Consider the following 23,795-nt stretch of genomic DNA (forward strand, 5'->3'; position numbering starts at 1 on the left):
AGTGTAAATACTCTGAAAAAAATGTGTTTTTCATCAACTTTGTCTTTTGCCTGAAAAATAAAAAAACAATTTGCGTTTTTGTCCAACAAAAAAACCGCCGATGCACATCCGGCATCAGCGGTCTTTGGCGTAACAGATTTATTTCGGCAGCTCAAACGAGCTTTTCAGCGATACGATCAGATTGAACACAAGCTTCTCTGCTGTCGTGTTTTTCGGATCAACGTTAAAGTAACCGTGACGGAAAAATTGGAACTTGTCATGGGCTTTCGCATCTTTCATGTTCGGCTCCACGAATCCGTTCACGATCTCCAAGGAATTCGGATTGACGTTGTCGAGGAAGGACTCCCCTTCTTCCGTTTGGTTGTCCATGATCAACGGCTCATACAGGCGGAATTCCGCAGGAACCGCATGGGTCGCATCTACCCAGTGGATAGTGCCCTTCACTTTGCGCCCGGTAAAGCCGCTTCCGCTCTTGGTTTCCACATCATAGGTGCAGTGCAGCTCGACCACATTGCCCGCTTCATCTTTCACGACGTCATTGCATTTGATGAAATACGCATGCTTCAGGCGCACTTCATTGCCTGGGAACAAGCGGAAATATTTGCTCGGCGGATTTTCCATAAAGTCGTCTTGCTCGATGTAAATCTCACGGGAAAACGGAATTTGCCGTACGCCCATCTCCGGATTTTCGGAGTTAATCTCCGCATCAAGCCATTCCACTTGCCCTTCCGGATAGTTGGTGATGACGACCTTCAACGGACGCAGCACGCCCATCGTCCGCGGCGCTTTCAATTTCAAATCTTCCCTGATGAAATGCTCCAGCATTTTCTCATCGACCACGCTGTAATTGCGGGCGACACCGATCTCACGGCAGAAAGCACGGATCGACTCAGGTGTAAACCCTCTGCGGCGCAGACCGGAAATGGTTGGCATGCGCGGATCATCCCAGCCGTCCACAAATTGCTCGTCAACAAGCTGCTTCAATTTACGCTTGCTCATGACCGTATTGGTCACATTCAGACGCGCAAACTCATATTGGTGCGGCACATGCGGCATTTCGCACTCTTGGATCACCCAGTCGTAAAGCGGACGGTGATCCTCGAATTCCATCGTACAGATGGAGTGCGTAACACCCTCAATCGCATCCTCGATCGGATGGGCGAAATCGTACATTGGGTAAATACACCATTTGTCGCCGGTGTTGTGGTGGGTCGCATGTGAAATGCGGTACAGCACCGGGTCACGCAGGTTAATGTTTGGCGAACTCATGTCGATCTTGGCGCGTAGAACCTTTTCACCGTCTTTGAACTCGCCATTGCGCATGCGGGTGAACAGGTCGAGGTTTTCTTCCACCGACCGGCTGCGGTACGGGCTTTCTTTGCCCGGCTCGGTCAGGCTTCCGCGCAATTGGCGCATTTCCTCGGCGGTAAGGTCGCACACGAATGCTTTGCCCTTTTTAATCAATTGGACAGCTCGATCATACATTTCTTCAAAGTAATCGGAAGCAAAAAACAAGTTGTCCCAGTCGAAGCCGAGCCACTTGACATCTTCCTTGATGGATTCTACATACTCTACGTCTTCTTTCAACGGATTGGTATCGTCAAAGCGTAGATTGGTCTTTCCTTTGAATTCATCCGCCAGCTCAAAATTGAGGCAGATGGATTTGGCGTGGCCAATGTGCAAATAACCGTTCGGCTCTGGGGGGAAACGGGTAACAATCTGATTGACGCGACCTGACTCCAGATCATCAATCACGATGTTTTTGATAAAATTCGATGGAATCGTCTTTTCCATTTCGCTCAACCTTTCATTCGCAAAAAATCATCGTACACGAACTTCTTCTTATAAATAATACTGATTCATCGGCGCGAGTTCAACTTAATCAGTGGATAAACATTATCTTTCCCTTATCAACTGTATGCCCAAAAAGAGAAAAGCCATCCGTCCGATTCTCAAAATCTACGAAATCGGCACAATATAACGGAAAATATGTTCCTTTCCGCAAAAAGTTAGCCGGTGCGCCTATCCATTTCTAGACAGGCTTCACCGGCTATCCTTTACCGTTTTTCTTTTTCCCAGCGAATCCAACCGTGTTCCTCGACGATCTGCAAAAACTTTACCAGACGGGGCAAAACAGGCTCTGCCGCTTCACCGAACCGCGTCCCCAGCTCCTCAGCGATTTCCTGGACCGTCTGATTCCCCGTGCATTGCGAAAGCACCTGTGTCCCCAAATCATCCAGGCGAATGCGGAAATAGGCAGGCTGCTTGAGGAACCGGACGGACAGTCGCTCGAGCCAGCTTTTTCGCTCGACAAGCAGGATGGAAGCCTCCTCCGAACGGTCAAGGCGCACCGTTGCCGTTAAAACGGGTGACATGGCAAGCAAATTATGCCGTTTTTTCATGACCGCCCCTCCAATGGCTTAGCCCGCAGCGATACCCACCACAGCACAAGCGTGACGATGAGGAAGAGGACGAGCGAAACCAGCCCGTTTGCAAACAAAACATGCTCAGGCATAGCCACCTTGAGCCAAATCATGATTGCAATGATTACGCCCAGCAAAGACTCACCGGCGATCAATCCCGATGCAAAGAGGGTACCAGTTTCCACTCGGCTCTTTTTCAACCCTTCATCCTTGGTGAATGCCTCAATCAGCCAGCGCACGAACCCGCCCACAATGATCGGGGTGCTTACATGGATCGGCAAATAGATGCCGACCGCGATCGTAAGCGACTGCAAACCCATGAATTCGAGCGCGATGGAGGTCGCGGCACCGATCATAATCAAGTCCCACGGGAGATTATTCGCCATGATCCCTTCCACAATGACCTTCATCAACACCGCTTTCGGTGCGGGTAACGCCGTAGAGCCCATTCCGTATGTAGCATGCAGCACCGCAAGGATGAACCCGATCACCAACCCGGAAACAGCCACCCCGATCAACATCGCCAGCTGCTGCTTCCACGGCGTCCCGCCCACGAGATACCCGGTTTTGAGGTCCTGCGAAATGTCACCCGCCACAGCCAGCGCCGTGCAAATAATCGCACCGACCGTCAATGCGGCCACCATGCCGTTCTGCCCGGTATAGCCAGCCATCTGAAACACAAAGGTGACGATCAAAAGCGTCGCGATCGTCATGCCGGAAACCGGGGAGGACGAGCTGCCGACCACACCGACGATGCGCGATGCCACGGTCACAAACAAGAAACCAAAAATGACGATAAAAATTGCCCCCAGGATGCCTACGTTCGTAAACGGCGCAAACGCGATGATCAGCAATAAGACCACGATTCCCCCGAACAGCCACTTGGAGGAAATGTCATGCTGCGTACGATCGACAATCCCTCCGCCGTTTTGCCCGCCACGCTGAATGCCTTGCAGTGTATCACGCAGCGAGCGCCCCAACATCGGTAATGTCCGCGCCAGCGTAATCAGGCCGCTGGTTGCGACGGCACCCGCACCGATATAACGGATATAAGCGCCCCAAACGCCCCAAGCGTCCATTTTGCTAATCAGATCGCTCGCAGGCAAAATTGGTGTCGTTCCCGCCATGCCGAAAAAACTAATCATGGGAATAAAGACAAGCCACGCCAATAACCCGCCCGCAATCATTTGCCCGGCAATGGACGGACCGACGATATAGCCGACACCCAGCAAAGCGGGATAGGTGTCCATCCCGATGACCGCATTTTTAAACCGGCCCACATTGGTTTCGATTTCCGTCTTGAACAAGAGGAAGCCGTCCCCAAGCGCCTTGAAAATTCCTCCTACGATAAACCCACCAAAGACAAGGCGCGCGCTCACGCCGCCGGTCTCGCCGGAGATCAGCACTTCCGCACATGCCGTCCCTTCCGGATAGGGCAGCGTATGGTGCTCATTGACGATGAGCAGGCGACGCAACGGCACCATCATCAATACCCCAAGGAAACCGCCCGTCAGGACAATAAACGCCAGGACAGACTGGCTGGGGGTCAGGTTCCAAAGAAACAGCGCCGGAATCGTGAAGATCGCACCGGCAGCAACGGCCTCACCTGCCGTCGTCATCGTCTGGACGATGTTGTTCTCCAAAATCGATTGGCGTCGGAATACCCCGCGCAACAAGGCCATCGAGATCACCGCAGCAGGGATCGATGCGCTGACGGTCATGCCGATCTTCAAGCCCAAATAGGCATTGGCCGCTCCAAAAACGACCGCCAGCACAATGCCCAAAACAATCGCCACCGCCGTTAGCTCCGGGAGCGATTTGGATGCAGGCACATAAGGCACAAACGTTGATTTTTGTGCAGAATCGTTTTTCATCACTGGCTACCTCCCCATGCTTGTCTCGTTCCTAGTAACGATGCACACGGAAGTTATTATTTGTCTCTTTGATCCAGACAAACCAACCACGGCAAAAAAATTACCGTAATTTATGCGCCGTGGTTCTTTGCACAGTTTCTTTGCACCCAAGGAAAGTTTCTTTGCACTTTTGTACAAAATTTTTTCGCTTTTCCCGCATTTTATTTGTTAAAATGACTTGGCACAAAAACTGCAATACTAAAAGCTGAAAACGCATTCATTAACGCGTCAAAATCAGCAACGAAAAAGAAAATGATTAAAGGAGAGGTTTCATGACAGCGTTGAACAATCAAAGTCACGAGTTGAAACGTTCCATGAGCAGCAGACACCTGTTCATGATTTCCCTGGGTGGAGTAATTGGTACCGGACTTTTCCTCGGTTCCGGATATACGATCGGTCAAGCAGGCCCTATTGGCGCGATCATTTCCTATCTGGTTGGCGGCTTCATCATGTATTTAACCATGCTCTGCTTGGGTGAGCTTTCCGTTGCGATGCCTGTTTCCGGTTCGTTTCAAACCTACACCACGAAGTTCATCAACCCTGCTGCCGGATTTACCGTCGGCTGGATCTACTGGTTTGGTTGGGCTGTCACTGTTGCCTTGGAACTGCTCTCGTCGGGATTGACGATGCAGCGCTGGTTCCCTAACTCCCCTGTCTGGCTTTGGTGCCTGATTTTCGGGATTGTACTTTTCCTGTTAAACGCATTGTCTGCACGTGCTTTTGGTGAGACTGAATTCTGGTTCTCTAGCATCAAAGTTTTGACGATCATCCTGTTCATTATCTTGGGCGCTTGCGCGATGTTCGGCCTGATTCACCTGAAAGGCGGACAAGCGGCGCCGATGTTGAGTAATTTTGCGAATGCGTCGATTTTACCTCATGGCATTACCGGGCTTCTCCTCACCATGATCACCGTTAACTTCTCCTTCCAGGGAACCGAGTTGATCGGGATTGCAGCTGGCGAGAGCAAAGAGCCGGAAAAAACCATTCCAAAATCGATCCGCACTACTGTTTGGCGCACATTAGTCTTTTTCGTTCTTGCAATCTTCGTCCTGTCTGGTTTGATTCCCACCGAGCAGGCTGGCGTTATCGAAAGTCCGTTTGTCGTTGTGTTTGATAAGATCGGTATCCCTTATGCAGCTGACATCATGAACTTCGTCGTGCTGACGGCACTCTTGTCGGTAGCGAACTCCGGTCTCTATGCCGCAACACGGATGCTCTACTCTCTGTCTAAAAACGGCATGACCAGTCCGAAGCTAGGTATGGTTAATAAAAAAGGCATCCCGATGAATGCACTTCTGCTGACGTTCTTAATCGCGCTTCTCTCGCTCATTTCGGGCGTCATCGCAGAAAATACCGTATTCATGTGGCTCTTGTCGATCGCAGGTCTGGGCGCACAAGTCGGCTGGATTTCCATCTCGGCATCCCAGCTCGCGTTCCGCAAACAATATTTGGCCAAAGGCGGAAAAGTGGCCGACCTCAAGTTCGTTACACCGCTTTACCCGATTTTGCCGCTGGTCGCCTTGATTTTGAACATCACCGTTCTGATCAGCTTGGCGTTTGACCCTGACCAACGGATCGCGCTGTACCTCGGCATTCCGTTTATGCTGTTCTGCTATTTCTTCTACAATCTGCGGATGAAAAAGCAGGTACCGCCTGGAAACCATAACGCTGCATAAATAAACAAAAGCCCACTGACAACGGATTGCTCCGATCAGTGGGCTTTCTTATTCGATTACACTTCTTGCAAAATGCCTTTCAAGAGCGCGGCAAACTTGTTACGAGCGTTGCCTGCCGCCTCAAACACTTCATCCGCCGTAATCGGCTGCGGCAAGATTCCTGCAGCCATGTTGCAAATGCAGGAAATGGCCAGCACGCGTAGCCCTGCATGGTTCGCTACGATTACTTCCGGTACTGTCGACATGCCGACCGCGTCGCCACCGACAATCCGCATCATCCGAATTTCCGCTGGTGTCTCGAATGCCGGACCGCTCCACGAAACGTATACGCCTTCTTGAATATCGATTTGCTGCTTGTCCGCAACTTTCCGTGCGAGCGCACGCAGCTCAGGATGATAAGCGGCGGACATATCCGGGAAACGCACGCCCAGTCGCTCATCATTCGGTCCGATTAACGGATTGATGCCCATCATGTTGATATGGTCGGAGATCACCATCAGATCGCCTGGCTGGAAGCTTTCATTGATAGCGCCACACGCGTTGGTGATGATCAGATCCTGAACGCCGATCGCCTTCATCACGCGCACCGGGAAGGTGACGGACGCTGGGGAATGCCCCTCGTAGTAGTGGAAGCGGCCTTGCATCGCTACGACGACCTTCCCCTCCAGCTTACCGATCACCAGCTGACCTGCGTGGGATTCCACTGTCGATTGGGCAAAATGAGGGATGTTGCCGTACGGAATCACGACTGCCTCTTCGATTTCTCCAGCCAGACCGCCAAGACCAGAGCCCAGAATCAGACCGATGGTAGGACGGTAGTCGGTTTGCTGCAAAATATAATCACGTGCTTCCTCGATATGTTCAAACGTATGCATGGTTCTCCTCCTTCATCGCTGTGCAATTACTATCTTTCAATGAAAATACCAGTCATTGCACACTTTGACAAGGGAGATCAGGACCAGCCAACCGATCAAAACGACTTTTCCTTTGCGAGAAATTGCGCAAACGCTTGCAGCGAAAAACGTTTACCACACAGCTTCTCCACTCTCTCCTGCCACGTCTGCGCCTCGGACGGTTCCATAAATACATTCTTGATCACCTCAAAAACATCCGCCTGCCCATAGAGGCCGCCGATGGCAAAACGCTCGCGAATCATATCCCGCACGCCATCCGCGTAAATGTAATCTTGTACATATACCGGATACGCAAGAAACATCATTTCCGCAGCAGGGTGCATGCCCATGCTGTCCCCGCCAAAAATCTCCTGGAAAACCCGGTCCGCCATTGCTTGGAAATCGTCATCCGGATTCTCATACAAGGCACGCTCTACCATACTTTGATAGAAATAAAATTTGGTCAATGTAAGCGAAAAGAGATGCTCTGCCTCAGCAGTCTGTGCAAGCACCGCTTCCTCAATGCCGAGAAAATCCCGCAGCCATTCCTTCTGCGAAGCGATCGTCATCACGATCTCTGCCATCGCCTCATGTCCGATGATGTTTTTAAACCGGAACAGCTCCGGCGATTGCTGCGCTGAGAAAAATTCGTACAGCGCATGGCCCAGCTCATGCATCGCCACGCCATACCGGGAAAAGCCGTCCTGCTTTTTCAAGGCGATCCGCAGGTCATCCGTAGCGATCGCGTTCATCATCCCGCCATACGGGATGTCAAGCAGCTCGATTTGCAGCGGCATCCGCTCAGGCTCGAGCCCAAAATGGCGGCAGGTGAAATGGAGTGCATCTTTGATCCGTTCCTGCGGAAATAACGAGCGGGGAATCTCCAAAAAGTTCAGAGCGGCATAAAACGCGTCGTAGTATTGCGTACCTGTGTACCCCCACTTTTCTTGGAAGCGCTGTGACCATTCCCGGGAAATCGGCCTTGTTGCCTCCATCATTTGAAAGCCTTCCGTTCGGTACAGCTCGAAATCGAGCTCCATGATCCCCTCAAACAAGTAGTGGTGATAAGTGGGATAGCCTTTTTGCCGTGCCATCTCGTTGCGAGCTTTGACCAGCGCCCGGAACTCCTCTTCCATCTCGACGGCTGCGTGATTCACTTGATCAAATAACGCTTTGCGCAGATCACGATCGGCATTCGCCATCAAGTGTGATTGCACCGACGAAAACGGGTACGATTCTCCCTGATGGGTAAGCATCAGATTGGTCAGGTGCGTTTGCAGCTTGTTTTTCAACGCTGCCACAGTCGGATGATTCTCGATCTCCTTCTCGCGCGCAGCGTTTTGCAGCACTTTAAGCCTTCTCTTCCACGTACCATCCGCAAGCTGTTGCTCCCATTTGCCAAGCACCTGGGCGAAGCGCGGATCGGTAAAGAGCACAAAATGCTGATTTTGCAAATCTTCTAAACGAGCATCCTCCTGATTGCGGGTGACCGCCTCATATTCGAGCAGCGTCACCAGCCGGAAGCTTTCGTCGAGCTTGCGCAATTCCTCCTCATACGCCGCTTTCCACGCCTCTTCTTCGCCGATCGCGCACAGCAGATCAAGATCGAAAATGTTTGTCATCGCGTCCCACTCCTCGCATGTTCTTTTACTAGTAGACTAAACGGAAAAAGTCAGAGGAATATCAGAGAAACGCCGAAATAATGTGCAAAACATTCAAACCGATCTGGACTTTTGCTCGTTACCTTAGGGAGAATAGAAGCGATCAGGAAAAAGAGGTGGGGGCTGTCTCATGAAGACATTGAGCGACGCTGACATCATGCAGCTTGTCATGCAAAAACAGCGGGCAGCACTAGAAGAGCTGTATGACCGCCACATCAAATTGGTCTACTCCTTCGCACTGAAAGCGACGCGCGACGAGCAGCAGGCTAAGGCCGTCGTGCAGGCGGTATTTACACGATTATGGACAACTGAAAAAGGCTACGACCCCGAAAAAGGGCAGTTCGTCAACTGGCTTTTGACGATTACCCGGCATATCACCATTGATCATCTGCGCGCGGAAAAGCGTTACCGTAACGTCATTCCGCTCGAGCCGGAGCGATGGGAATCCATTACCGATCATCCCGCAAACGACCCTGCAGAGGTCGCCTCCCGCAAGCTGATCCGCGAGCAAGTGGAAAAAGCATACCGCTTTCTTTCGACGAGCCAAATCGAGCTCATCCAGCATTTATACTGGGAGGGCTATTCGCTGAGCGAAATTGCCAAGATGCGAAACGAACCGATTGGCACCATCAAAAGCCGCTTGCATCAAACACTAAAAATTTTGCGCAATCATCTCGTACTGGAAATGGAGGGATGAAACATGAAAATACCCGGTACATGTTTATCAGCTGATGAGCTGGTTTCCTATATCGTCGGTCAGATAACGGATCAAGAGAAAAAGCATGTGGAATCCCACCTGATCGCTTGTTTCGCGTGCAGGCAAGAAGCAAAAGAGCTACAGGAGGCATGGGAATTGATACCTTACCATATGGATGAAGTTGCGGTTCCAGCTGATTTGAAGCAGGAAGTCATGAGCTCCATCTTCCCCGCTGATGCCCCTGTACGGGAATCAGGCTGGAAAAAACGGCTGGCGCGCGTCTTCGCTTTCAATCCTCATTGGATGAGCGCGGCACTGGGGCTTTTCCTGATCATCGCCTTTGCCTATAACATGAGTCTTCGCCACGAGCTTGCGCAATTGCAGCAGCAATCGCTGCTTCCCTCCCAGGTCTTGCAGGAATACGCGCTCAAGCCGACAGCTGACACGCCGCCGCAAGCCCAGGGAAAAGCATGGCTGTATACGCAGGGAGAAGTGAAAAAACTTGTCTTTCAGGTGCAAGGGCTGACGTGCACCGATGGACCGGAGGCATACCAGGTTTGGCTGATCCATGAAGGAAAACGAAAAAGTGCGGGTGTCTTCCGCGTCGATGAAAATGGAAATGGCTTCATGACGTACGAGATGGGAAAAGACCAAGTGGCATTTGAAGCGATCGGTATCACGCTGGAGCCAGATGCGGCGGGTAACAAGCCGCGTGGAAAAAAAGTTTTGGGCACGTAGCCTGATCGATCAAACCGCTTCCGGTTTTCCATCGTTATCTTGAGTAACAAACGCTCAAGAGGAGGAATGAACCATGAAAAAAATGATGTCTCTGCTTCTTTCCGGCGCTATCGTCACAGGGATGCTAGGGTTGGGAACGATGAGCGAAGCGTATCCAGCTGCTGCTGCCTCAACGGCTCCCGTAAAAGTGCTTGTCGCCGGAAAGGAAGTCCATTTCACTGCACAGCCCGTGCTGGTCAAAAACCGCCTGCTAGTCCCGGCTGAAGCGATGTCGAAGCACTTGGGGATGACGTACGCGTATGATGCCGGCAAGAAGACGATCACGCTCAAAATGGCATCCAATCTCTATGTGTTCCCCATCGACAGCAATTCGGCCACGATCAACGGGGTTCCCGTTACATCCGATGTGTCAGCCACAATGATGAACGGGGTTCCCTACATACCGTTGCGCTTCCTCGGTGAATATCTCGGCATGGGGGTAACCTATCAAGCGGCGACTCACACTGCAGCGGTGAAAACCGACAATGTCGCCTCCTTCCGCATCCTCTCGCCAAAAGAAGGAGACGTCCTGCATACCACTCAAGTCAAAGTAGGCATCGCTGCCTTCCATCATCAACTGCTTGACTTCCGTCAGCATATGCAGGCCGTAGCCGGGCAAGGCCATATCCACGTATGGCTTGACACGGACCCCAAAGATCCCAAGGTAGCCTATAAAATGATCTCGGGAGAACCGGCCGTATTCGATAACGTGCAGCCAGGAAACCATACGCTGACTGTTCAGCTGGTTGGCAATGACCATAAGCCACTCGTCCCTGAAGTGAAGCAGGTTATCCATTTCCAAACGGTGGCGTCTCCGACGGAAAAGCCCGCCCCTGCGCAAGCGACGAAAACGTATTCTGTTGATATCCATTCCTACATGTTCATGCCGGGGGAAATCACAGTGGAGGCCGGTTCAACAGTTACCTTCACGAATTCAGACGATGTTAACCATACCGTGACCGCCAAGGATGGTTCGTTCGACAGCGGCCCGATCAGCAAAGGAAAATCCTACTCTGTCACGTTTTCCAAGCCAGGTGTTTATCAAATCTACTGCAAACCGCATACCTTCATGACAGGTACAATCACTGTGAAATAAATAACCCCCCTTGTGCGAGAGTAGGCTTTGACCAGCGTCAAACCAACTCTTCCCGCACAACGGGGGTTTTTATTTATTTTATGGCTTCCGCACTCGTCTCCAAGCGGAGCGTCTCTGCTGCTGGCTTTTTCGGCAAGCCCGGCATCGTCATGATGCTTCCCGTCAATGCCACGATAAACCCGGCTCCCGCCGATACTCGGATCTCACTGACGTGAATCTCGAAATCGGTGGGCGCGCCCAACCGATCTGCCTGATCGGTGAACGAATACGGCGTTTTCGCCATGCATACAGGCAAATGAGACAAGCCCATCTCTTCAATGCGCTTAAGTGTCTTAGTTGCAGCCGCGGTATAGACGACCGATGAGCCGCGATATATGTTTTTGACGATCGTTTCGATTTTCTCCTTTACGAAGAGGGAGTCCTCGTAGAGGAGACGGAAGGTGTCTGCGTTCGACTCAGCCGCGCGAACCACTTTTTCAGCTAGCTCCTTGCCGCCTTTCCCCCCCTCTGCCCAAACGTTGGAAACCGCTACCTCAATGCTGTTCCGCTGACACATGGCGATGACCGCATCTAGCTCTGATGGCAAATCGGTGGCAAACCGGTTGATCGCCACGACTGCCGGTATCCCGAATCCGCGCAAATTTTCCACATGCCGCAGCACATTGGCGAATCCCATTTCCAGCGCCGCCTGATTTTCAGCTTGCAGATCGGCAATTGCGATGCCTGCGTTGTATTTCAAGGCGCGTACGGTGATGACGACAACAGCCGCCGATGGCGTCAAACCCGCTTTCCTGCATTTGATGTTAAAAAACTTCTCCGCCCCAAGGTCAGCGCCGAATCCCGCTTCCGTCACGACATAATCGCCCAGCTTCAAGGCGAGCTTGGTGCCGATGACGCTGCTGCAGCCGTGTGCGATGTTGGCAAACGGGCCACCGTGAACGATGACCGGAGTGCCCTCCGTCGTCTGCACCAAATTCGGCTTCAAGGCATCCTTGAGCAAGACGCACATTGCCTCCACCGCATTCATTTCCTTTGCGGTGACAGGCTGATCGGCGAAATCGTAGCCGATGATGATCCGGTTGAGCCGCTCGCGCAGGTCATTCATATTCTCGCTCAAGCACAGGATCGCCATGATTTCGGAAGCGGTCGTGATCATGAAGCCGTCTTCCCGTGTCGTTCCGTTCCCGTCCCCAAGCCCTACGACAATATTGCGCAGAGCCCGATCATTCATGTCCATCGCGCGTTTCCACACGATCTTCTTCGGGTTGAGCCCACGCACATTGCCATGATGGATATGATTATCGATCATCGCCGCCAACAGGTTATGCGCGGTCGTGATCGCATGAATGTCGCCAGTAAAATGCAGATTGATATCATCAGCGGGAAGCAGCTCCGCATTGCCGCTTCCTGTCGCTCCGCCCTTCATGCCGAGGCACGGACCGAGAGAAGGTTCGCGAAGAGCAGCAATCGCTTTTTTGTCAATCACATTGAGGGCTTGCGACAGCCCGATAGTCGTGAGCGTTTTCCCCGCCCCGGCCGGATTCGGGTTCATCGCCGTTACCAAAATCAGCTTTCCGTTTGGGCGATGCTTGACTTTGTCCCACAATTCTGGAGCCAGCTTCGCCTTGTATTTTCCGTACAGCTCCAGGTCCTCTTCCGGAACCCCTGCTCGTTGCGCAATTTCGACGATCGGTTTCATGAATGCCTCCTTAAAACGTGATCTTCCACTACTCTATTTCCACATGCTTATCTATTTTCCTTGGTCCCTTCCCGGCCCCCATCAATCAGATGAGACCAGAACAGGGACGGTGCGTTATAATACTTATATATTCGCTAGTTGGGAGGGCTCCGACATGATGGTAATTATATGGCTGGTCATTTGGACCCTCGGCTTTCTCGTCTTGTTCACCGACCCGAAGCAAACCTCAATACGTTGGGCGAGCGCCACGGCCTTTATCGGCGGCTGCGGCTTTTTTTCAGCAGTAGTGGACGAAACGTTATACCCGCTGTTCGATCATTTTGCAAATGTGCAAACGGCCGTAGAACCTACCTTGATGTTTATCAGCAGACTCTCTTCTTTTATTTGCCAAGTGGGTCTGCCCTATGCTTTCTTTATGTTTGCCATTCATTCCGGTGATTTCATCGTACGCAAAACGAAAAAGCTGATCCAGTATCTTGCATTGATCCCGCCTCTATTCGTGCTTGCCACGACGCCGATTTACCCGGTGCTTTCGTTTAATTACTGGGTGATGGTTAGCTGGGCGCTTCCGTATTTCCTCGCAGCGAGCGTCATCCTGATCGTGCTGTACCGCAAGGAAAAAGACCCGCAGCTACGCCGAAGCCGCCTGTTCACCAACATTTTGGTCATCGTCCCCCTGATGTTCGTGTTCACGACCATCTATATCATGCGGACGCAAAATCAGTACGAAGCCTGGCGATACAACATGCTGATCGTCGGGATTCAGTTTCTTCTCATCTTGTTTATCAGTGTCAAATACGGCTTCCTCGGCGTAAAGTTCCGGGTGGAGAGACGCCGGTTGCACAGCACGTTGCGCGCGTTGACATCCGGCGCCCAAATCGTCAATCATACGATCAAAAACGAGATTGGAAAGATCACCCTGTTCGCCGACCGCATTCAATCATATGCCATTGAGACGAACCAGCCGGACTTGAAAAAGGATGTCGATATCCTCATCCAGTCTTCCCAGCATATACTGGACATGATGAACCGTATCCAAGGGCAGCTGCAGGAAATCACGATTAAAGAAGAGGTAATCCGCCCGGCCGAGCTGATCGACGAAGTCCTTCGTAACCTAAAACCGTATGCGGAAAAATACGCGGTAGTGCTCGAGACCGATCTCGACGTGAGCTTGTTGATGCGCGGTGATCCCGTACAGCTGAGAGAAATTTTGACCAACCTGTGCATGAATGCCTTTGAGGCAATGAAAGAAGCCGGAGGCACGCTGATTCTTAGACTCTATTTATCCAAAAAGCATTTGGTCATTTCGGTCACAGACACCGGGGTAGGCATCTCCAAGGAAAATCTGCCCCATGTCATGGACCCTTTCTTCTCCACCAAAAAAACCGGGCAAAACTATGGTCTGGGTTTATCCTACTGCTTCAATGTCATGCAAAAACACCAAGGGACGCTGGAAATTTACAGTATTCATGGCGAGGGCACGACCATTTATCTATATTTTCCCCGTAAACGATTGGCGACCAACTAAACGATAGAAAAGGAGGGGAAGCTGGCATGACACGCATTCACGTACTGCTAGTCGAAGACGACCACACTTGGCGCGAAGGCCTGACCTCGTATATCAACAAAGAAACCGACATGACCGTGGCCGGAACAGCCTCGTCCAAAGAGGAAGCAGTCGCTGTTTTTACCGAGCTGAAACCCGATGTCGTCCTGATGGATATCAACCTGACGGAAAACAATCTGGATGGGATTGAAACGGCGCTTGAGCTGACTGAACTGCAACCCGACTGCCGCATCATCATGCTTACCTCGTTGACTGCGGAAGACGTCATGGTCGAATCATTCGCGGCAGGCGCCGTCAACTATATCAGCAAAACCGACTTCAAGGAAATTCCCGACGCGATTCGTGCGGCTTACAACCGTCAATCCGCCATTCACCCGACTGCCGCCGCCGCATTGCGCAATGAATTTTTGCGCCTGAAACAGGAAGAGAGCAAAAAGCTGCTCTCGCCGGCTGAACGCGACATTTTGCAGCTGATTCATAAGGGACAGACCCAGTCGGAAATCGAAAAAACGTTATTCATCACCAAGCGGACCATCAAAAACCATATCAACCGCATCCTGAAAAAAATGGGCGCCAAAACGAGCAAGGAAGCTGCCGCCAAGGCTAAGCAAAAAAAGCTGTTCTAGCGCCATTTTCGAATACTGTAGGCTCGTATTAGCATCAGGTACCAATGAATGTTGGTACTTTTTTTATTCCACCCACGCCGTAGAATGAAGGCAATAATAGCATTCGGAAAGGTGTGTTGTTTCATGTTTCTTATACACGCACTCATCAAATTGATCCTGACTATCTGGTTCCGCCCTCGCCTGACAGGCTTGCACAAAATCGACTTTTCCAAGCCGTCCATCATTATCCCGAACCATGTCTCTCTGCTTGACGCCATTCTTCTTTCCTTCTCTCTCCCAAAACAGACAACCTTTGTCGCCAATACAGAGATCGCCAAGAAGTTTTCGTTCTTTCTCCGCTTCCGAAAACATCTGGCTGTCGATCCGCTCAACCCATACTCCATCCGCCAAATGATCCGGGTGATCAAAAACGGCGAGTCGCTGGTCATTTTCCCGGAAGGTCGGATTACCACGACGGGCGGTCTGATGAAAATGTACAGCGGCGTGGGGTATTTGGCGCTACGCACGGGTGCAACGGTATACCCGATCATCATCCAAGGCCTGGAGCGCTCGATTTTCTCGTATCTGAAAGGCAAGCTGCGCCTTTCCTGGTTTCCGCGCGTCACGTCGTCCGTCGGAACCCCCTTTGTTTTGCACAGGCAAGAAGAGCTTTCCATGCGCGAGCAAAAAGCTGCAGCCAGCGACAAAGTCCTCAAAACGATGCAGCATGAGCTTTTCTTGGCGCGAAACAAGGAGCACGTCAATCTTTTCAACGAAATGCTGGAAGCTGCCCGTCTCAACGGACGTAAGACGCAGATCGCTAAAGATACTGCCAGCAGCATCACCTACCAGACGCTGATTATCGGCAGCCACCTGCTTGGAAGCAAGCTGAAAAAGGCGCTGGCAGGGAAGCAAACCGTCGGAGTGCTGCTGCCAAATGCCATCGGCCATGTCGTCACACTGTTTTCCCTGTTCCGCAACGGAACGACACCAGCGATTCTGAACTTTTCGCTCGGGATTCGCTCCTTGCTCGACTGCTGCGAAACAGCGGGCATCGATACGGTCCTGACTTCCCGCCAGTTCATCGAAAAAGGCAAACTTGAGCACTTGATTGAAGGTATGCGGGGACACGTGACCTTTTTATATCTGGAAGACATCAAAAGTTCTGCTACCGCGGCAGATAAACTCACCGCGCTTTTGCAGGCGGCAAGCGGGAAGAAGGCGGAAGCCGCTGTCAACGAGCTAATCCTGTTCACTTCCGGTAGCGAGAGCAAACCGAAGGGCGTCATCCTGACACACGCCAACTTGTTTGCTAACATTCAGCAGGTCAGAAGCGTCATCGACCTGACGTCTAAGGATAAAATTTTCAATGCGCTTCCGATGTTTCACAGCTTTGGCTTGACGGCGGGTACGCTGCTGCCAGTCATCGCCGGATTCCCTGTTTTTCTGTATCCGAGCCCGCTGCACTACAAAGTGATTTCAGAATTGTGTTACGATCAGAATATCACCATGCTGTTTGGCACGTCGACATTCCTGGCTGGCTACGGAAGGTATGCGCATCCGTATAACTTTTACTCATTGCGTTACGTTTTTGCTGGCGCTGAAAAACTGAAAGCCGATGTGCGGCAGATGTGGATGGATAAGTTCGGCATCCGTATTTTTGAAGGCTATGGGGCAACCGAGACGTCTCCGATCTTATCGCTTAACACACCTTTGGCCAACAAGTCAGGAACCGTAGGCCGTCTCTTGCCGGGCATTGAAAGTAAGCTTGAAGCGGTGGAAGGAATCTCTACAGGTGGTCAGCTGCTTGTAAAAGGAGCGAATGTGATGAAAGGGTACCTGATTCACGGCACAGGATTCCAGCCTGCCTCGGAATGGTACAAAACGGGGGATTTGGTGGAGATGGATGCGGAGGGCTTCCTCACGATCAAATCGAGGATCAAGCGTTTTGCCAAAATCGGCGGCGAAATGGTCTCTCTCAATCTGGTGGAAGAGCTAGCGGCACAATGCTACGGCCACTCCGATTTTGCGACGGTCACCGTCACCGATTCACGGAAAGGCGAACGAGTGCTGCTTTACACCTCTGACGAAACCGTCCGCCTTGAGCAGCTGCGTGCCTTTTTGGCAGAGAAGCAATACTCTCCGCTGCTTCTGCCCGCTTCCGTCCAATGGATTGAAAAGCTGCCGCTTTTGGGCAGCGGAAAAACCGACTATGTCACCTTGAAACAAATCGCCGAACAAGGAATGGTGAAATCATGAAGGCACGATTACAACCGCTGCAAGCCCTTTATTTTACTCAGTTTTTATCCGCCTTTGCCGATAACATGATCTTGTTTGTCATCAACAATTTGCTGACGGACAACGGTTTTTCACCCGCATCGCTTGCACTCGTATCGATCTCATTCTTTTTACCTTATCTCTTTTTGGCCCCGCTTGTCGGACCTTTTGCCGACAAACATCCGAAATCATTCGTCCTGATCATCGGGAATTTGATCAAAGGGCTCGGGGTTGTGTTGCTGCTGATCACGGATCACACACACATTTTGTTCTTGATGCTGGCTTACTTCACGGTAGGCGTAGGCGCTGTTGTGTACTCACCGGCCAAATACGGCATCTTACCTGAGCTGACTGACAATGAATCCGCCTTGTTCCAAGCCAATGCCCGCATTGAAGCCTATACGATCATCGCAATTTTGGCAGGAATCGGAGGCGGTGGAACAATCGCTTCCATGACATCGCCTACCTTATCGTCATTGATTTGCCTGGCGCTGTATTGTGCGTCGTTGCTCATGACCTTCTTCATTCCGCGGATGCACGGAAATGAAGCGATCCGTTACGGCAAGGAAGCGCGGCGTTTTTTTGCAGACGTAAACCTGCTGATGCGCAAACCGGAAACCAAGCTGTCGCTGATTGGTACCGGCTCATTTTGGATGAGTTCGGCAGTATTGCGGGTGGCGGCGCTTGCATGGATTCCCGTGTCATTGGCCATCGACCCGAAAAGCTTTGCAGTTTCGCTGATTTTTGCCACAACTTCGATTGGGATTGTCATTGGTGCGTTTCTCGCGCCTAAGCTGATTCCACTTCACCGTTTCACCCGTTCCCTCTCGTATGGGTTTGGCTTGTTTTTCCTTATCGTCTTGTTCCCGTGGTTCCATATCACGCCTGTCGCGATCATGTTCCTGCTGATGATCGGTTTTACAGGCGGCGCGTTTATCGTACCGATGAACACCGTCCTTCAGGAAGAAGGCAAAAAAATGGTAGGTTCCGGTAAAACGATAGCTGTGCAAAATTTCATCGAAAACTTGCTGATGATCGTCGGCTCCGGCATTTATTACATCATCGTTTATCTTGGTGTCTCTGTTACGGGTGCAATAATTGCGCAAGGCATCCTGCTCCTGCTGTTCCTGATCTACCTTCGCTTTTTCGTCAACATTCCTTCGCAGCGTCGTTATCATGCGGAGGAAAAATAACCGGATGTATGGAAAAAAGCCTTGGGTTTCCAAGGCTTTTTTCCATGTTGGGATTAATGCTCACGCGTCTCGCTTGTCGTGATCAGCAATCTGACCTGTTTCTTGGTCAAATAGCTGATAAACAAGTCCGGATCGACGCACAGCTCAGCCGGTTTGACGCCGGTTGCCTGAATCTCACCGCGCAGCAGCATCTGCGCGACGATGGATGCCGGAATCGCCGTCGCATACTGGGTCGCGCTCACATTCCAATCGCGGTGATAGTTGGTCAGCAGCTCCATTTTCACTGTGGTCCGGTTCCCGTTTTTCCACCCGATTACTTCCACCATCAATTCATCTGTGCCCCATTGCGGCTCTTCCTTCAAGCTTTGCTGCAACAAGGACACCAGCTGGCGTCTTGGGCTCGGGCCTTCCGTTCCTGATTCGGTGTTCATAAAGCCCATGCTGCTAAACAGGCGAATTTTTTCAATCGTAGCCGGGTCCCACGTATCTTTGTAGGTGATTTGCTTTACCTGCGGGTAGCTGGTCGGCAAGGTGGCGAGCTCGGAGTGAATGATGCTGAAAGTCTGCTGGATGCCGATTTCCCGATGGAAGACTGTAAATTCCTCATCGCCCAATGGCTCAACCTCTACCAGCTCGCCGTTTTTGACGGCATAGGCATTTTTCGTTGCCTCATCCAGAATCGTGTCCGCCGCAAACGGAAACGTAACTCCGCTTGTGGTAGAGCCGAAGCGGATCTGGATTTCTTCCGCCTCATCGAGCTGTTCGACCCCATATCGGCTGAATACATTGGAAACGCCTGGGTCGGACCCCATGCCCACGATGGACAGCGCTTGCGCCTGTTTCATCATCTCATCTAGCTTCAACTGTTCCTTCGTGATGGTGTACAAGCCGCCGAGATCGAGGACGCTGACTCCTGCCGATGCAGCGGCCTTCATGATATCCAGGTTGAAAATGTAATTGACCGCGTTGATGCATACCTTCCCCTGCTGAAGCAGCTCGGTTGTCGCATCGTGATCCTTGATATTGACCGATGCGATGGCGATCGGCTTGCCTACCCATGCCCGCAGCTCCTCCAGCTTGCTGATATCCAGATCCGCTGCGATCACATCAACTCCGCTTTCCGCCAAGTCTTTCACGATTACTTTTCCAATAGTTCCTGCTGCTCCGAGTACAATTACTTTTTCCATATGTCGATTCCTCCTGATTACCTGATGTGTTTTGCATTTCGTTGTGCCGTCGATGTCATTTCGCATCAGATTTGATGCGAAACAGCATCAAACCATCGCGGTGGGGCATCGGCTGACCCGCACGATGCCCCGAGCCTCACCGAGTCTCCCCTGTCTTTTCAAAAACTACCTGACCGTCCATCATCGTCAACACGACGCCTGCTTGTGCGATCTCATCCTCCGACACCGCAAACAAATTGCGATCGAGGACGATGATGTCAGCTAGCTTGCCTGCTTCCAACGTTCCAAGCTCCTGCTCCCGAAAAACCCCGTACGCCCCTCCCGCCGTATAGGCACGCAAAGCATCTGCAAGCGGTATCTGCTCAGCCTCATTCCATGGCTGACCATCGCCGCCGGTCCGCGTGACGGCGCGGTATATTTCCAGCATCGGATTCAACGAAACGATCGGATAGTCTGTGCCGAAGACCAGATTGGCCCCCGCCTGTTTCAGCGTCTGGATCGGAAATGTGCAGCCATACCGCTCGTCACCGATCCGAGTCAAGTAGTGCTGGCGGTTCACCAGACCCATGTGCTCCGGTTGGATGGAAGCGAGCACGCCTAGCTGGGAAAACCGGCCAACATCTTCAGGATGAATCACCTCGATGTGCTCGATCGCATGTCGTGCGTCCCTGTTACCGTTCCGCTCGCCAGCCTCCTCAAACAAGTCCAACGCCAGCCTGACCGCCCCGTCTCCCACCGCGTGAAACCGGATGCGGAACCCTTCCCGATCCGCTTCATTGACCCAGTTCTGCAATTGCTCCCGGGAAAATGGCGCCTCTCCCCGATAAGCAGGGCGGTCGGCGTACGGCTCCACAAGCAATGCAGTATGTGCAGTCACTATACCATCTAGAAACTGCTTCAATCCGGAGAAGCGCACCTTTTCAGAGCGATACGCATCCCGCATTCTTCGGGCCCGCTCCAACTCGCCTGTAAGCCCGATCAAAAAATGAATTCGCGTCGTCAAACGGCCCTCTTTTTCAAAAGCGTCGTACGATTCCAAATCCCCCAATTCAATCGCGGGCAGCGGCAGCATATCGCTCAGCGAAGTTATGCCCATCTCGGCAGTGCTCCGCAAAAATGTCTCCAAAATGCGTTTTCGACGTTCTTCCGGCAGTAAAAACGCTTGCTTTGCCAATGCGATGGCATTCTCAAACAGAATCCCGGTAGGCTCTCCGTCTTCATCGCGGGCAATTTCTCCATACGGCGGATCAACGGTGTCGCGCGTGATATTCAGTAGCTCCAGCGCTTTGCTGTTAACCCAGGCCAGATGGCCGGCCGCATGAAGGAGGAAAACAGGCCGATCCGGTATGAACTGATCGAGAATGCTCCGGTGTGGCAGCTGTTGGTTTCCCCAATACGAGTGATACCAGCCAAAGCCCAATACCCACGGATCGCCGGGACGCGTTTCGGCGAAATCGGCTGCCATTTTTGCCGCTTGCTCAGCTGAAGATGAAGCCAGCAATTGCACGGTGTCCTCTTGCAGACACCCGAGCATCACGTGCACATGAAAGTCATGGAACCCCGGCATGATCAGCCGATCACCAAAATCAATCTGCTTGGTGGCAGGTCCAATCCATCTCCTGATCTCCTCATGGGTACCCACAGCAGCAATTTTGTTGCCGACAACAGCGATCGATGCTGGGGATGGCCGGTCTGCTAGACCAGTAAACACCGCGTTTCCCGAGAGGATGTAATCTGCTTGTCCTGTTTGGATGGTCATCTGTTTTGTCTCCTTCCCGCTCAAGCGTGCCTTTTCGCCTCTTCTCCATCCTTACTCAAGCTTTTAAGAAATCTGCGGATGCGTTCATGCTGATGCTGCTCCTGGAAAAATTCCTCCGGCGGAGCATCAAACAGGATCGTTCCGTTGTCGACGAACAGAATGCGGTCGCCAACCTCACGGGCAAAGCCCATCTCGTGGGTCACAACCACCATGGTCATTCCCTCTAGTGCCAAGCTCTTCATGACAACCAACACTTCCCCCACCAGTTCCGGGTCAAGCGCGGATGTAGGCTCGTCAAACAGGAGCAGCCTAGGCTTCATGGCAAGCGCACGTGCGATAGCTACCCGCTGCTGTTGCCCGCCTGAGAGCGAATCCGGGTACTGGTCCCGCTTATCAGCCAGCCCCACCTTTTGCAGCAATTGCTCTGCAAGGGCGATCGCTTCATCCCGATTCGCCTTGCGCACCTGGACCGGCCCTTCGATCAGATTTTCCAGTACCGTTTTATGTGCAAAAAGATGGAACCCTTGGAAAACCATCCCTACCTCTGCGCGAAACCTGCTCAGTTCCTTTTGCGTGTGTGGAATTCGCTTTCCCCTGCTTTCCTTAAACAGGATGGATGCTCCTTCTAGCTTGATATCGCCCGAGGTCGGATACTCCAGCACGTTCATCATACGGAGCAGAGTGCTTTTTCCACTTCCGCTCGGGCCGACGATCACGACAACCTCACCTTTTCGTACGGACAGATCGACTCCCTGAATGACCGCTTTGTCTTCAAATGATTTTTTGATGTCAATGAGCTCGAGCATGCTTACGCCCTCCCCGCTTTTCCAAATAATCCACCAGCAAGGCGAGAGGATAATGCAGCAGCCAATAAATGACCCCGACACATGTAAAGATGAACATGTTTTTAAACGTCGCGGCAGCGAGCAAATTGCCCTGATGCATCAATTCAGCTACCGTGATGACCGCAGCCAGCGAGGAGTTCTTGGTCAAAGCGATCGCAGAGTTGCCGATTGCCGGTAGCATATTTCGCCAAGCCTGCGGCAAGATGATACGTCGCATCGCCAACCAATCATCCATTCCGATTGCTTTCGCCGCTTCCGTCTGCCCTTTCGGTATGGATTGAATGCCCGCCCGAAAAATTTCCGCCATATAAGCGCTTTCATTGATCGACAAGCCGACGACCGCTGCTTGCAGTGCGCTCAATTCCAATCCCAGTTCGGGCATCACAAAATAGACGTACATGAGCTGCACCAGCAACGGCGTTCCACGCAAAATACTGATGTAGACGTTGCAAACCCGATTGATCCATTTATTCCGCGACATTTTGCCCAATGCCACGATCAAGCCGAGCAAAAGCGAGAAGAAGAGGGACAGCACGGTCAGTTCGATCGTGATCCAAGTGCCCTCCAACAGTTTCGGCGTAAACCGAATGAGGTCTGTCAGCAATGTATCCAAGTGTCGTCACCCCATTTCATCAAAACTTCCAATCCAAGCCCCATTTTTCATAGATCTTTTTCAGCGTGCCGTCCTTTTTGATTTCGTCGATGCCGGCGTTCAGCTTATCCAAAACATCTTGCTTGCTCTTCGTCACACCGAAACCGATTTCTCCGGGCAAGGACGGCTTGTAGTCTTCTACGACGCGATATGTGAGAGCCGGATTTTGCTTCTTCATATATACCAAGATCGGCTGGTCGAACAAGGCTGCATCCAACCGTTTGTTATCTACGTCTTTCATCATGTCACCGAATTGCTGGTAGACTTTCATTTCGATGCCGAGGCTTTTTCCTTTTTCCTCAAGCATGGTCTGATAGGAAGTTCCGATCAACGCCCCCACCTTTTTTCCCTTCAGATCATCAAGTGACTTGGTCGAGGTATCGTCCCCCTGAACCATCAAGCCTTCGCCATAACCGAAATAAGGGTTGGTAAAATTGATGACTTGCTTGCGCTCATCGGTAATGTACATGCCTTCCGCGATGATGTCGGCTTTCCCGCCCTTCAGCGAAGGGATCATCGCTTCCCAGTTCATGACCTGATAATCGAGCTTCAGATTTTCCCGCTTGGCGATGTCCTCCAAAATATCGATGACGAGACCTTCCATTTTGTTATTATCGGGATTCAGGTAGACGAAAGGAGGGCCGTCCGACGTAGTTGCCACCTTGACCGTTTGCTGTGCCCCTTGAGCTGTCTGCCCCTCTTTGGACCCGTCCCCATTCGATGCCGAATTGCCGCAAGCTGTGACAAACAAGGTTGCAGCCAGTCCACACATTGCCAACCATTTCGTTTTCATTCCAATTCCCCCTGGTCGATGAGATTCATCAGTTGTCATTAAAATTATTGCAAATACAATGCCAAGTCGAAATATACGGATA

Annotated in this window: 19 protein-coding genes; 8 read left to right on the top strand and 11 right to left on the bottom strand. The window is 51.7% G+C overall.

Going from position 1 to position 23,795, the window contains the following annotated elements; all coding sequences use genetic code 11:
• Nucleotides 1–138: 138 nt before the first annotated feature.
• The 3 genes from EDM56_RS21860 to EDM56_RS21870 form a co-directional block, all read right to left on the bottom strand.
• On the bottom strand, nucleotides 139–1,794 hold the full coding sequence (locus tag EDM56_RS21860) for a glutamine--tRNA ligase/YqeY domain fusion protein (RefSeq protein ID WP_122920051.1): 1,656 nt from the start codon (nucleotides 1,792–1,794) through the stop codon (nucleotides 139–141).
• 263 nt (nucleotides 1,795–2,057) lie between these two features.
• Nucleotides 2,058–2,402 carry a PqqD family protein gene (locus EDM56_RS21865; protein WP_246009485.1) on the bottom strand — a complete coding sequence of 115 codons (345 nt, stop codon included), beginning with the start codon at nucleotides 2,400–2,402 and terminating at the stop codon, nucleotides 2,058–2,060.
• Nucleotides 2,399–4,297, bottom strand: coding sequence for an OPT family oligopeptide transporter (locus EDM56_RS21870; protein ID WP_122920052.1), 1,899 nt, complete (start codon nucleotides 4,295–4,297; stop codon nucleotides 2,399–2,401). Before EDM56_RS21870 ends, EDM56_RS21865 begins: the two co-directional genes overlap by 4 nt.
• Before the next feature lie 311 nt (nucleotides 4,298–4,608).
• On the opposite strand from EDM56_RS21870, the gene EDM56_RS21875 reads away from it, so the two are divergent.
• Nucleotides 4,609–6,012, top strand: coding sequence for an amino acid permease (locus EDM56_RS21875; RefSeq protein ID WP_122920053.1), 1,404 nt, complete (start codon nucleotides 4,609–4,611; stop codon nucleotides 6,010–6,012).
• Nucleotides 6,013–6,068: 56 nt separating this feature from the next.
• On the opposite strand, the gene EDM56_RS21880 is transcribed toward EDM56_RS21875, so the two are convergent.
• Entirely contained in the window at nucleotides 6,069–6,887 is an 819-nt protein-coding gene (locus EDM56_RS21880; RefSeq protein ID WP_122920054.1) for a purine-nucleoside phosphorylase, read from the bottom strand.
• A 95-nt stretch (nucleotides 6,888–6,982) separates the two neighbouring features.
• Nucleotides 6,983–8,527: a gluzincin family metallopeptidase gene (locus EDM56_RS21885; RefSeq protein WP_122920055.1), complete on the bottom strand. Its 1,545-nt coding sequence runs from the start codon at nucleotides 8,525–8,527 to the stop codon at nucleotides 6,983–6,985.
• A 169-nt stretch (nucleotides 8,528–8,696) separates the two neighbouring features.
• Between EDM56_RS21885 and EDM56_RS21890 the strand changes: the two genes are divergently transcribed.
• From EDM56_RS21890 to EDM56_RS21900, 3 genes are all read left to right on the top strand, one after another.
• Complete coding sequence (locus EDM56_RS21890) at nucleotides 8,697–9,263, top strand: sigma-70 family RNA polymerase sigma factor (RefSeq protein WP_122920056.1); 567 nt, start codon at nucleotides 8,697–8,699, stop codon at nucleotides 9,261–9,263.
• A gap of 3 nt (nucleotides 9,264–9,266) precedes the next feature.
• Nucleotides 9,267–10,001: an anti-sigma factor gene (locus tag EDM56_RS21895; protein ID WP_122920057.1), complete on the top strand. Its 735-nt coding sequence runs from the start codon at nucleotides 9,267–9,269 to the stop codon at nucleotides 9,999–10,001.
• Between the two features lie 73 nt (nucleotides 10,002–10,074).
• On the top strand, nucleotides 10,075–11,136 hold the full coding sequence (locus tag EDM56_RS21900; protein ID WP_122920058.1) for a stalk domain-containing protein: 1,062 nt from the start codon (nucleotides 10,075–10,077) through the stop codon (nucleotides 11,134–11,136).
• A gap of 73 nt (nucleotides 11,137–11,209) precedes the next feature.
• On the opposite strand, the gene EDM56_RS21905 is transcribed toward EDM56_RS21900, so the two are convergent.
• Nucleotides 11,210–12,835: a formate--tetrahydrofolate ligase gene (locus EDM56_RS21905; protein ID WP_122920059.1), complete on the bottom strand. Its 1,626-nt coding sequence runs from the start codon at nucleotides 12,833–12,835 to the stop codon at nucleotides 11,210–11,212.
• A gap of 154 nt (nucleotides 12,836–12,989) precedes the next feature.
• Between EDM56_RS21905 and EDM56_RS21910 the strand changes: the two genes are divergently transcribed.
• The 4 genes from EDM56_RS21910 to lplT all read left to right on the top strand — a co-directional run bounded on the left by EDM56_RS21910 (nucleotide 12,990) and on the right by lplT (nucleotide 18,477).
• Nucleotides 12,990–14,363 (top strand): sensor histidine kinase, encoded by a 1,374-nt coding sequence (locus EDM56_RS21910; protein ID WP_122920060.1) that lies wholly within the window; start codon nucleotides 12,990–12,992, stop codon nucleotides 14,361–14,363.
• A gap of 26 nt (nucleotides 14,364–14,389) precedes the next feature.
• A complete protein-coding gene (locus EDM56_RS21915; RefSeq protein ID WP_122920061.1) occupies nucleotides 14,390–15,028 on the top strand; it encodes a response regulator transcription factor in 639 nt (212 codons plus the stop codon).
• A gap of 123 nt (nucleotides 15,029–15,151) precedes the next feature.
• Complete coding sequence (locus EDM56_RS21920; RefSeq protein ID WP_122920062.1) at nucleotides 15,152–17,266, top strand: AMP-binding protein; 2,115 nt, start codon at nucleotides 15,152–15,154, stop codon at nucleotides 17,264–17,266.
• Nucleotides 17,263–18,477: a lysophospholipid transporter LplT gene (gene lplT, locus EDM56_RS21925; RefSeq protein WP_122920063.1), complete on the top strand. Its 1,215-nt coding sequence runs from the start codon at nucleotides 17,263–17,265 to the stop codon at nucleotides 18,475–18,477. The genes EDM56_RS21920 and lplT overlap by 4 nt, the downstream gene beginning before the upstream one ends.
• Nucleotides 18,478–18,530: 53 nt before the next feature.
• Here lplT and EDM56_RS21930 read toward each other — a convergent pair whose 3' ends face one another.
• The 5 genes from EDM56_RS21930 to EDM56_RS21950 all read right to left on the bottom strand — a co-directional run bounded on the left by EDM56_RS21930 (nucleotide 18,531) and on the right by EDM56_RS21950 (nucleotide 23,713).
• Nucleotides 18,531–19,664 (bottom strand): saccharopine dehydrogenase family protein, encoded by a 1,134-nt coding sequence (locus tag EDM56_RS21930; protein ID WP_183192552.1) that lies wholly within the window; start codon nucleotides 19,662–19,664, stop codon nucleotides 18,531–18,533.
• Nucleotides 19,665–19,800: 136 nt separating this feature from the next.
• Nucleotides 19,801–21,423, bottom strand: coding sequence for an amidohydrolase (locus EDM56_RS21935; RefSeq protein WP_122920065.1), 1,623 nt, complete (start codon nucleotides 21,421–21,423; stop codon nucleotides 19,801–19,803).
• A 20-nt stretch (nucleotides 21,424–21,443) separates the two neighbouring features.
• Nucleotides 21,444–22,229, bottom strand: a complete 786-nt coding sequence (locus EDM56_RS21940) for an amino acid ABC transporter ATP-binding protein (RefSeq protein ID WP_122920066.1) — start codon at nucleotides 22,227–22,229, stop codon at nucleotides 21,444–21,446.
• Nucleotides 22,213–22,881, bottom strand: a complete 669-nt coding sequence (locus EDM56_RS21945; RefSeq protein ID WP_122920067.1) for an amino acid ABC transporter permease — start codon at nucleotides 22,879–22,881, stop codon at nucleotides 22,213–22,215. Before EDM56_RS21945 ends, EDM56_RS21940 begins: the two co-directional genes overlap by 17 nt.
• 19 nt (nucleotides 22,882–22,900) lie before the next feature.
• The gene (locus tag EDM56_RS21950; RefSeq protein WP_183192553.1) at nucleotides 22,901–23,713 is read right to left on the bottom strand and encodes a substrate-binding periplasmic protein; all 813 of its coding nucleotides are present in this window, start codon (nucleotides 23,711–23,713) and stop codon (nucleotides 22,901–22,903) included.
• Nucleotides 23,714–23,795: the final 82 nt, after the last annotated feature.

This window comes from Brevibacillus fluminis (assembly GCF_003710825.1).
In the GTDB taxonomy this organism is placed as follows: Bacteria; Bacillota; Bacilli; order Brevibacillales; family Brevibacillaceae; genus Brevibacillus_D; species Brevibacillus_D fluminis.

What these genes read in the sequence shown, in the direction of transcription:
- EDM56_RS21860 (WP_122920051.1), bottom strand. Translation starts at nt 1,794, where the DNA reads ATGGAAAAGACGATTCCATCGAATTTTATCAAAAACATCGTGATTGAT.
- EDM56_RS21865 (WP_246009485.1), bottom strand. Translation starts at nt 2,402, where the DNA reads ATGAAAAAACGGCATAATTTGCTTGCCATGTCACCCGTTTTAACGGCA.
- EDM56_RS21870 (WP_122920052.1), bottom strand. Translation starts at nt 4,297, where the DNA reads ATGAAAAACGATTCTGCACAAAAATCAACGTTTGTGCCTTATGTGCCT.
- EDM56_RS21875 (WP_122920053.1), top strand. Translation starts at nt 4,609, where the DNA reads ATGACAGCGTTGAACAATCAAAGTCACGAGTTGAAACGTTCCATGAGC.
- EDM56_RS21880 (WP_122920054.1), bottom strand. Translation starts at nt 6,887, where the DNA reads ATGCATACGTTTGAACATATCGAGGAAGCACGTGATTATATTTTGCAG.
- EDM56_RS21885 (WP_122920055.1), bottom strand. Translation starts at nt 8,527, where the DNA reads ATGACAAACATTTTCGATCTTGATCTGCTGTGCGCGATCGGCGAAGAA.
- EDM56_RS21890 (WP_122920056.1), top strand. Translation starts at nt 8,697, where the DNA reads ATGAAGACATTGAGCGACGCTGACATCATGCAGCTTGTCATGCAAAAA.
- EDM56_RS21895 (WP_122920057.1), top strand. Translation starts at nt 9,267, where the DNA reads ATGAAAATACCCGGTACATGTTTATCAGCTGATGAGCTGGTTTCCTAT.
- EDM56_RS21900 (WP_122920058.1), top strand. Translation starts at nt 10,075, where the DNA reads ATGAAAAAAATGATGTCTCTGCTTCTTTCCGGCGCTATCGTCACAGGG.
- EDM56_RS21905 (WP_122920059.1), bottom strand. Translation starts at nt 12,835, where the DNA reads ATGAAACCGATCGTCGAAATTGCGCAACGAGCAGGGGTTCCGGAAGAG.
- EDM56_RS21910 (WP_122920060.1), top strand. Translation starts at nt 12,990, where the DNA reads ATGATGGTAATTATATGGCTGGTCATTTGGACCCTCGGCTTTCTCGTC.
- EDM56_RS21915 (WP_122920061.1), top strand. Translation starts at nt 14,390, where the DNA reads ATGACACGCATTCACGTACTGCTAGTCGAAGACGACCACACTTGGCGC.
- EDM56_RS21920 (WP_122920062.1), top strand. Translation starts at nt 15,152, where the DNA reads ATGTTTCTTATACACGCACTCATCAAATTGATCCTGACTATCTGGTTC.
- lplT (WP_122920063.1), top strand. Translation starts at nt 17,263, where the DNA reads ATGAAGGCACGATTACAACCGCTGCAAGCCCTTTATTTTACTCAGTTT.
- EDM56_RS21930 (WP_183192552.1), bottom strand. Translation starts at nt 19,664, where the DNA reads ATGGAAAAAGTAATTGTACTCGGAGCAGCAGGAACTATTGGAAAAGTA.
- EDM56_RS21935 (WP_122920065.1), bottom strand. Translation starts at nt 21,423, where the DNA reads ATGACCATCCAAACAGGACAAGCAGATTACATCCTCTCGGGAAACGCG.
- EDM56_RS21940 (WP_122920066.1), bottom strand. Translation starts at nt 22,229, where the DNA reads ATGCTCGAGCTCATTGACATCAAAAAATCATTTGAAGACAAAGCGGTC.
- EDM56_RS21950 (WP_183192553.1), bottom strand. Translation starts at nt 23,713, where the DNA reads ATGAAAACGAAATGGTTGGCAATGTGTGGACTGGCTGCAACCTTGTTT.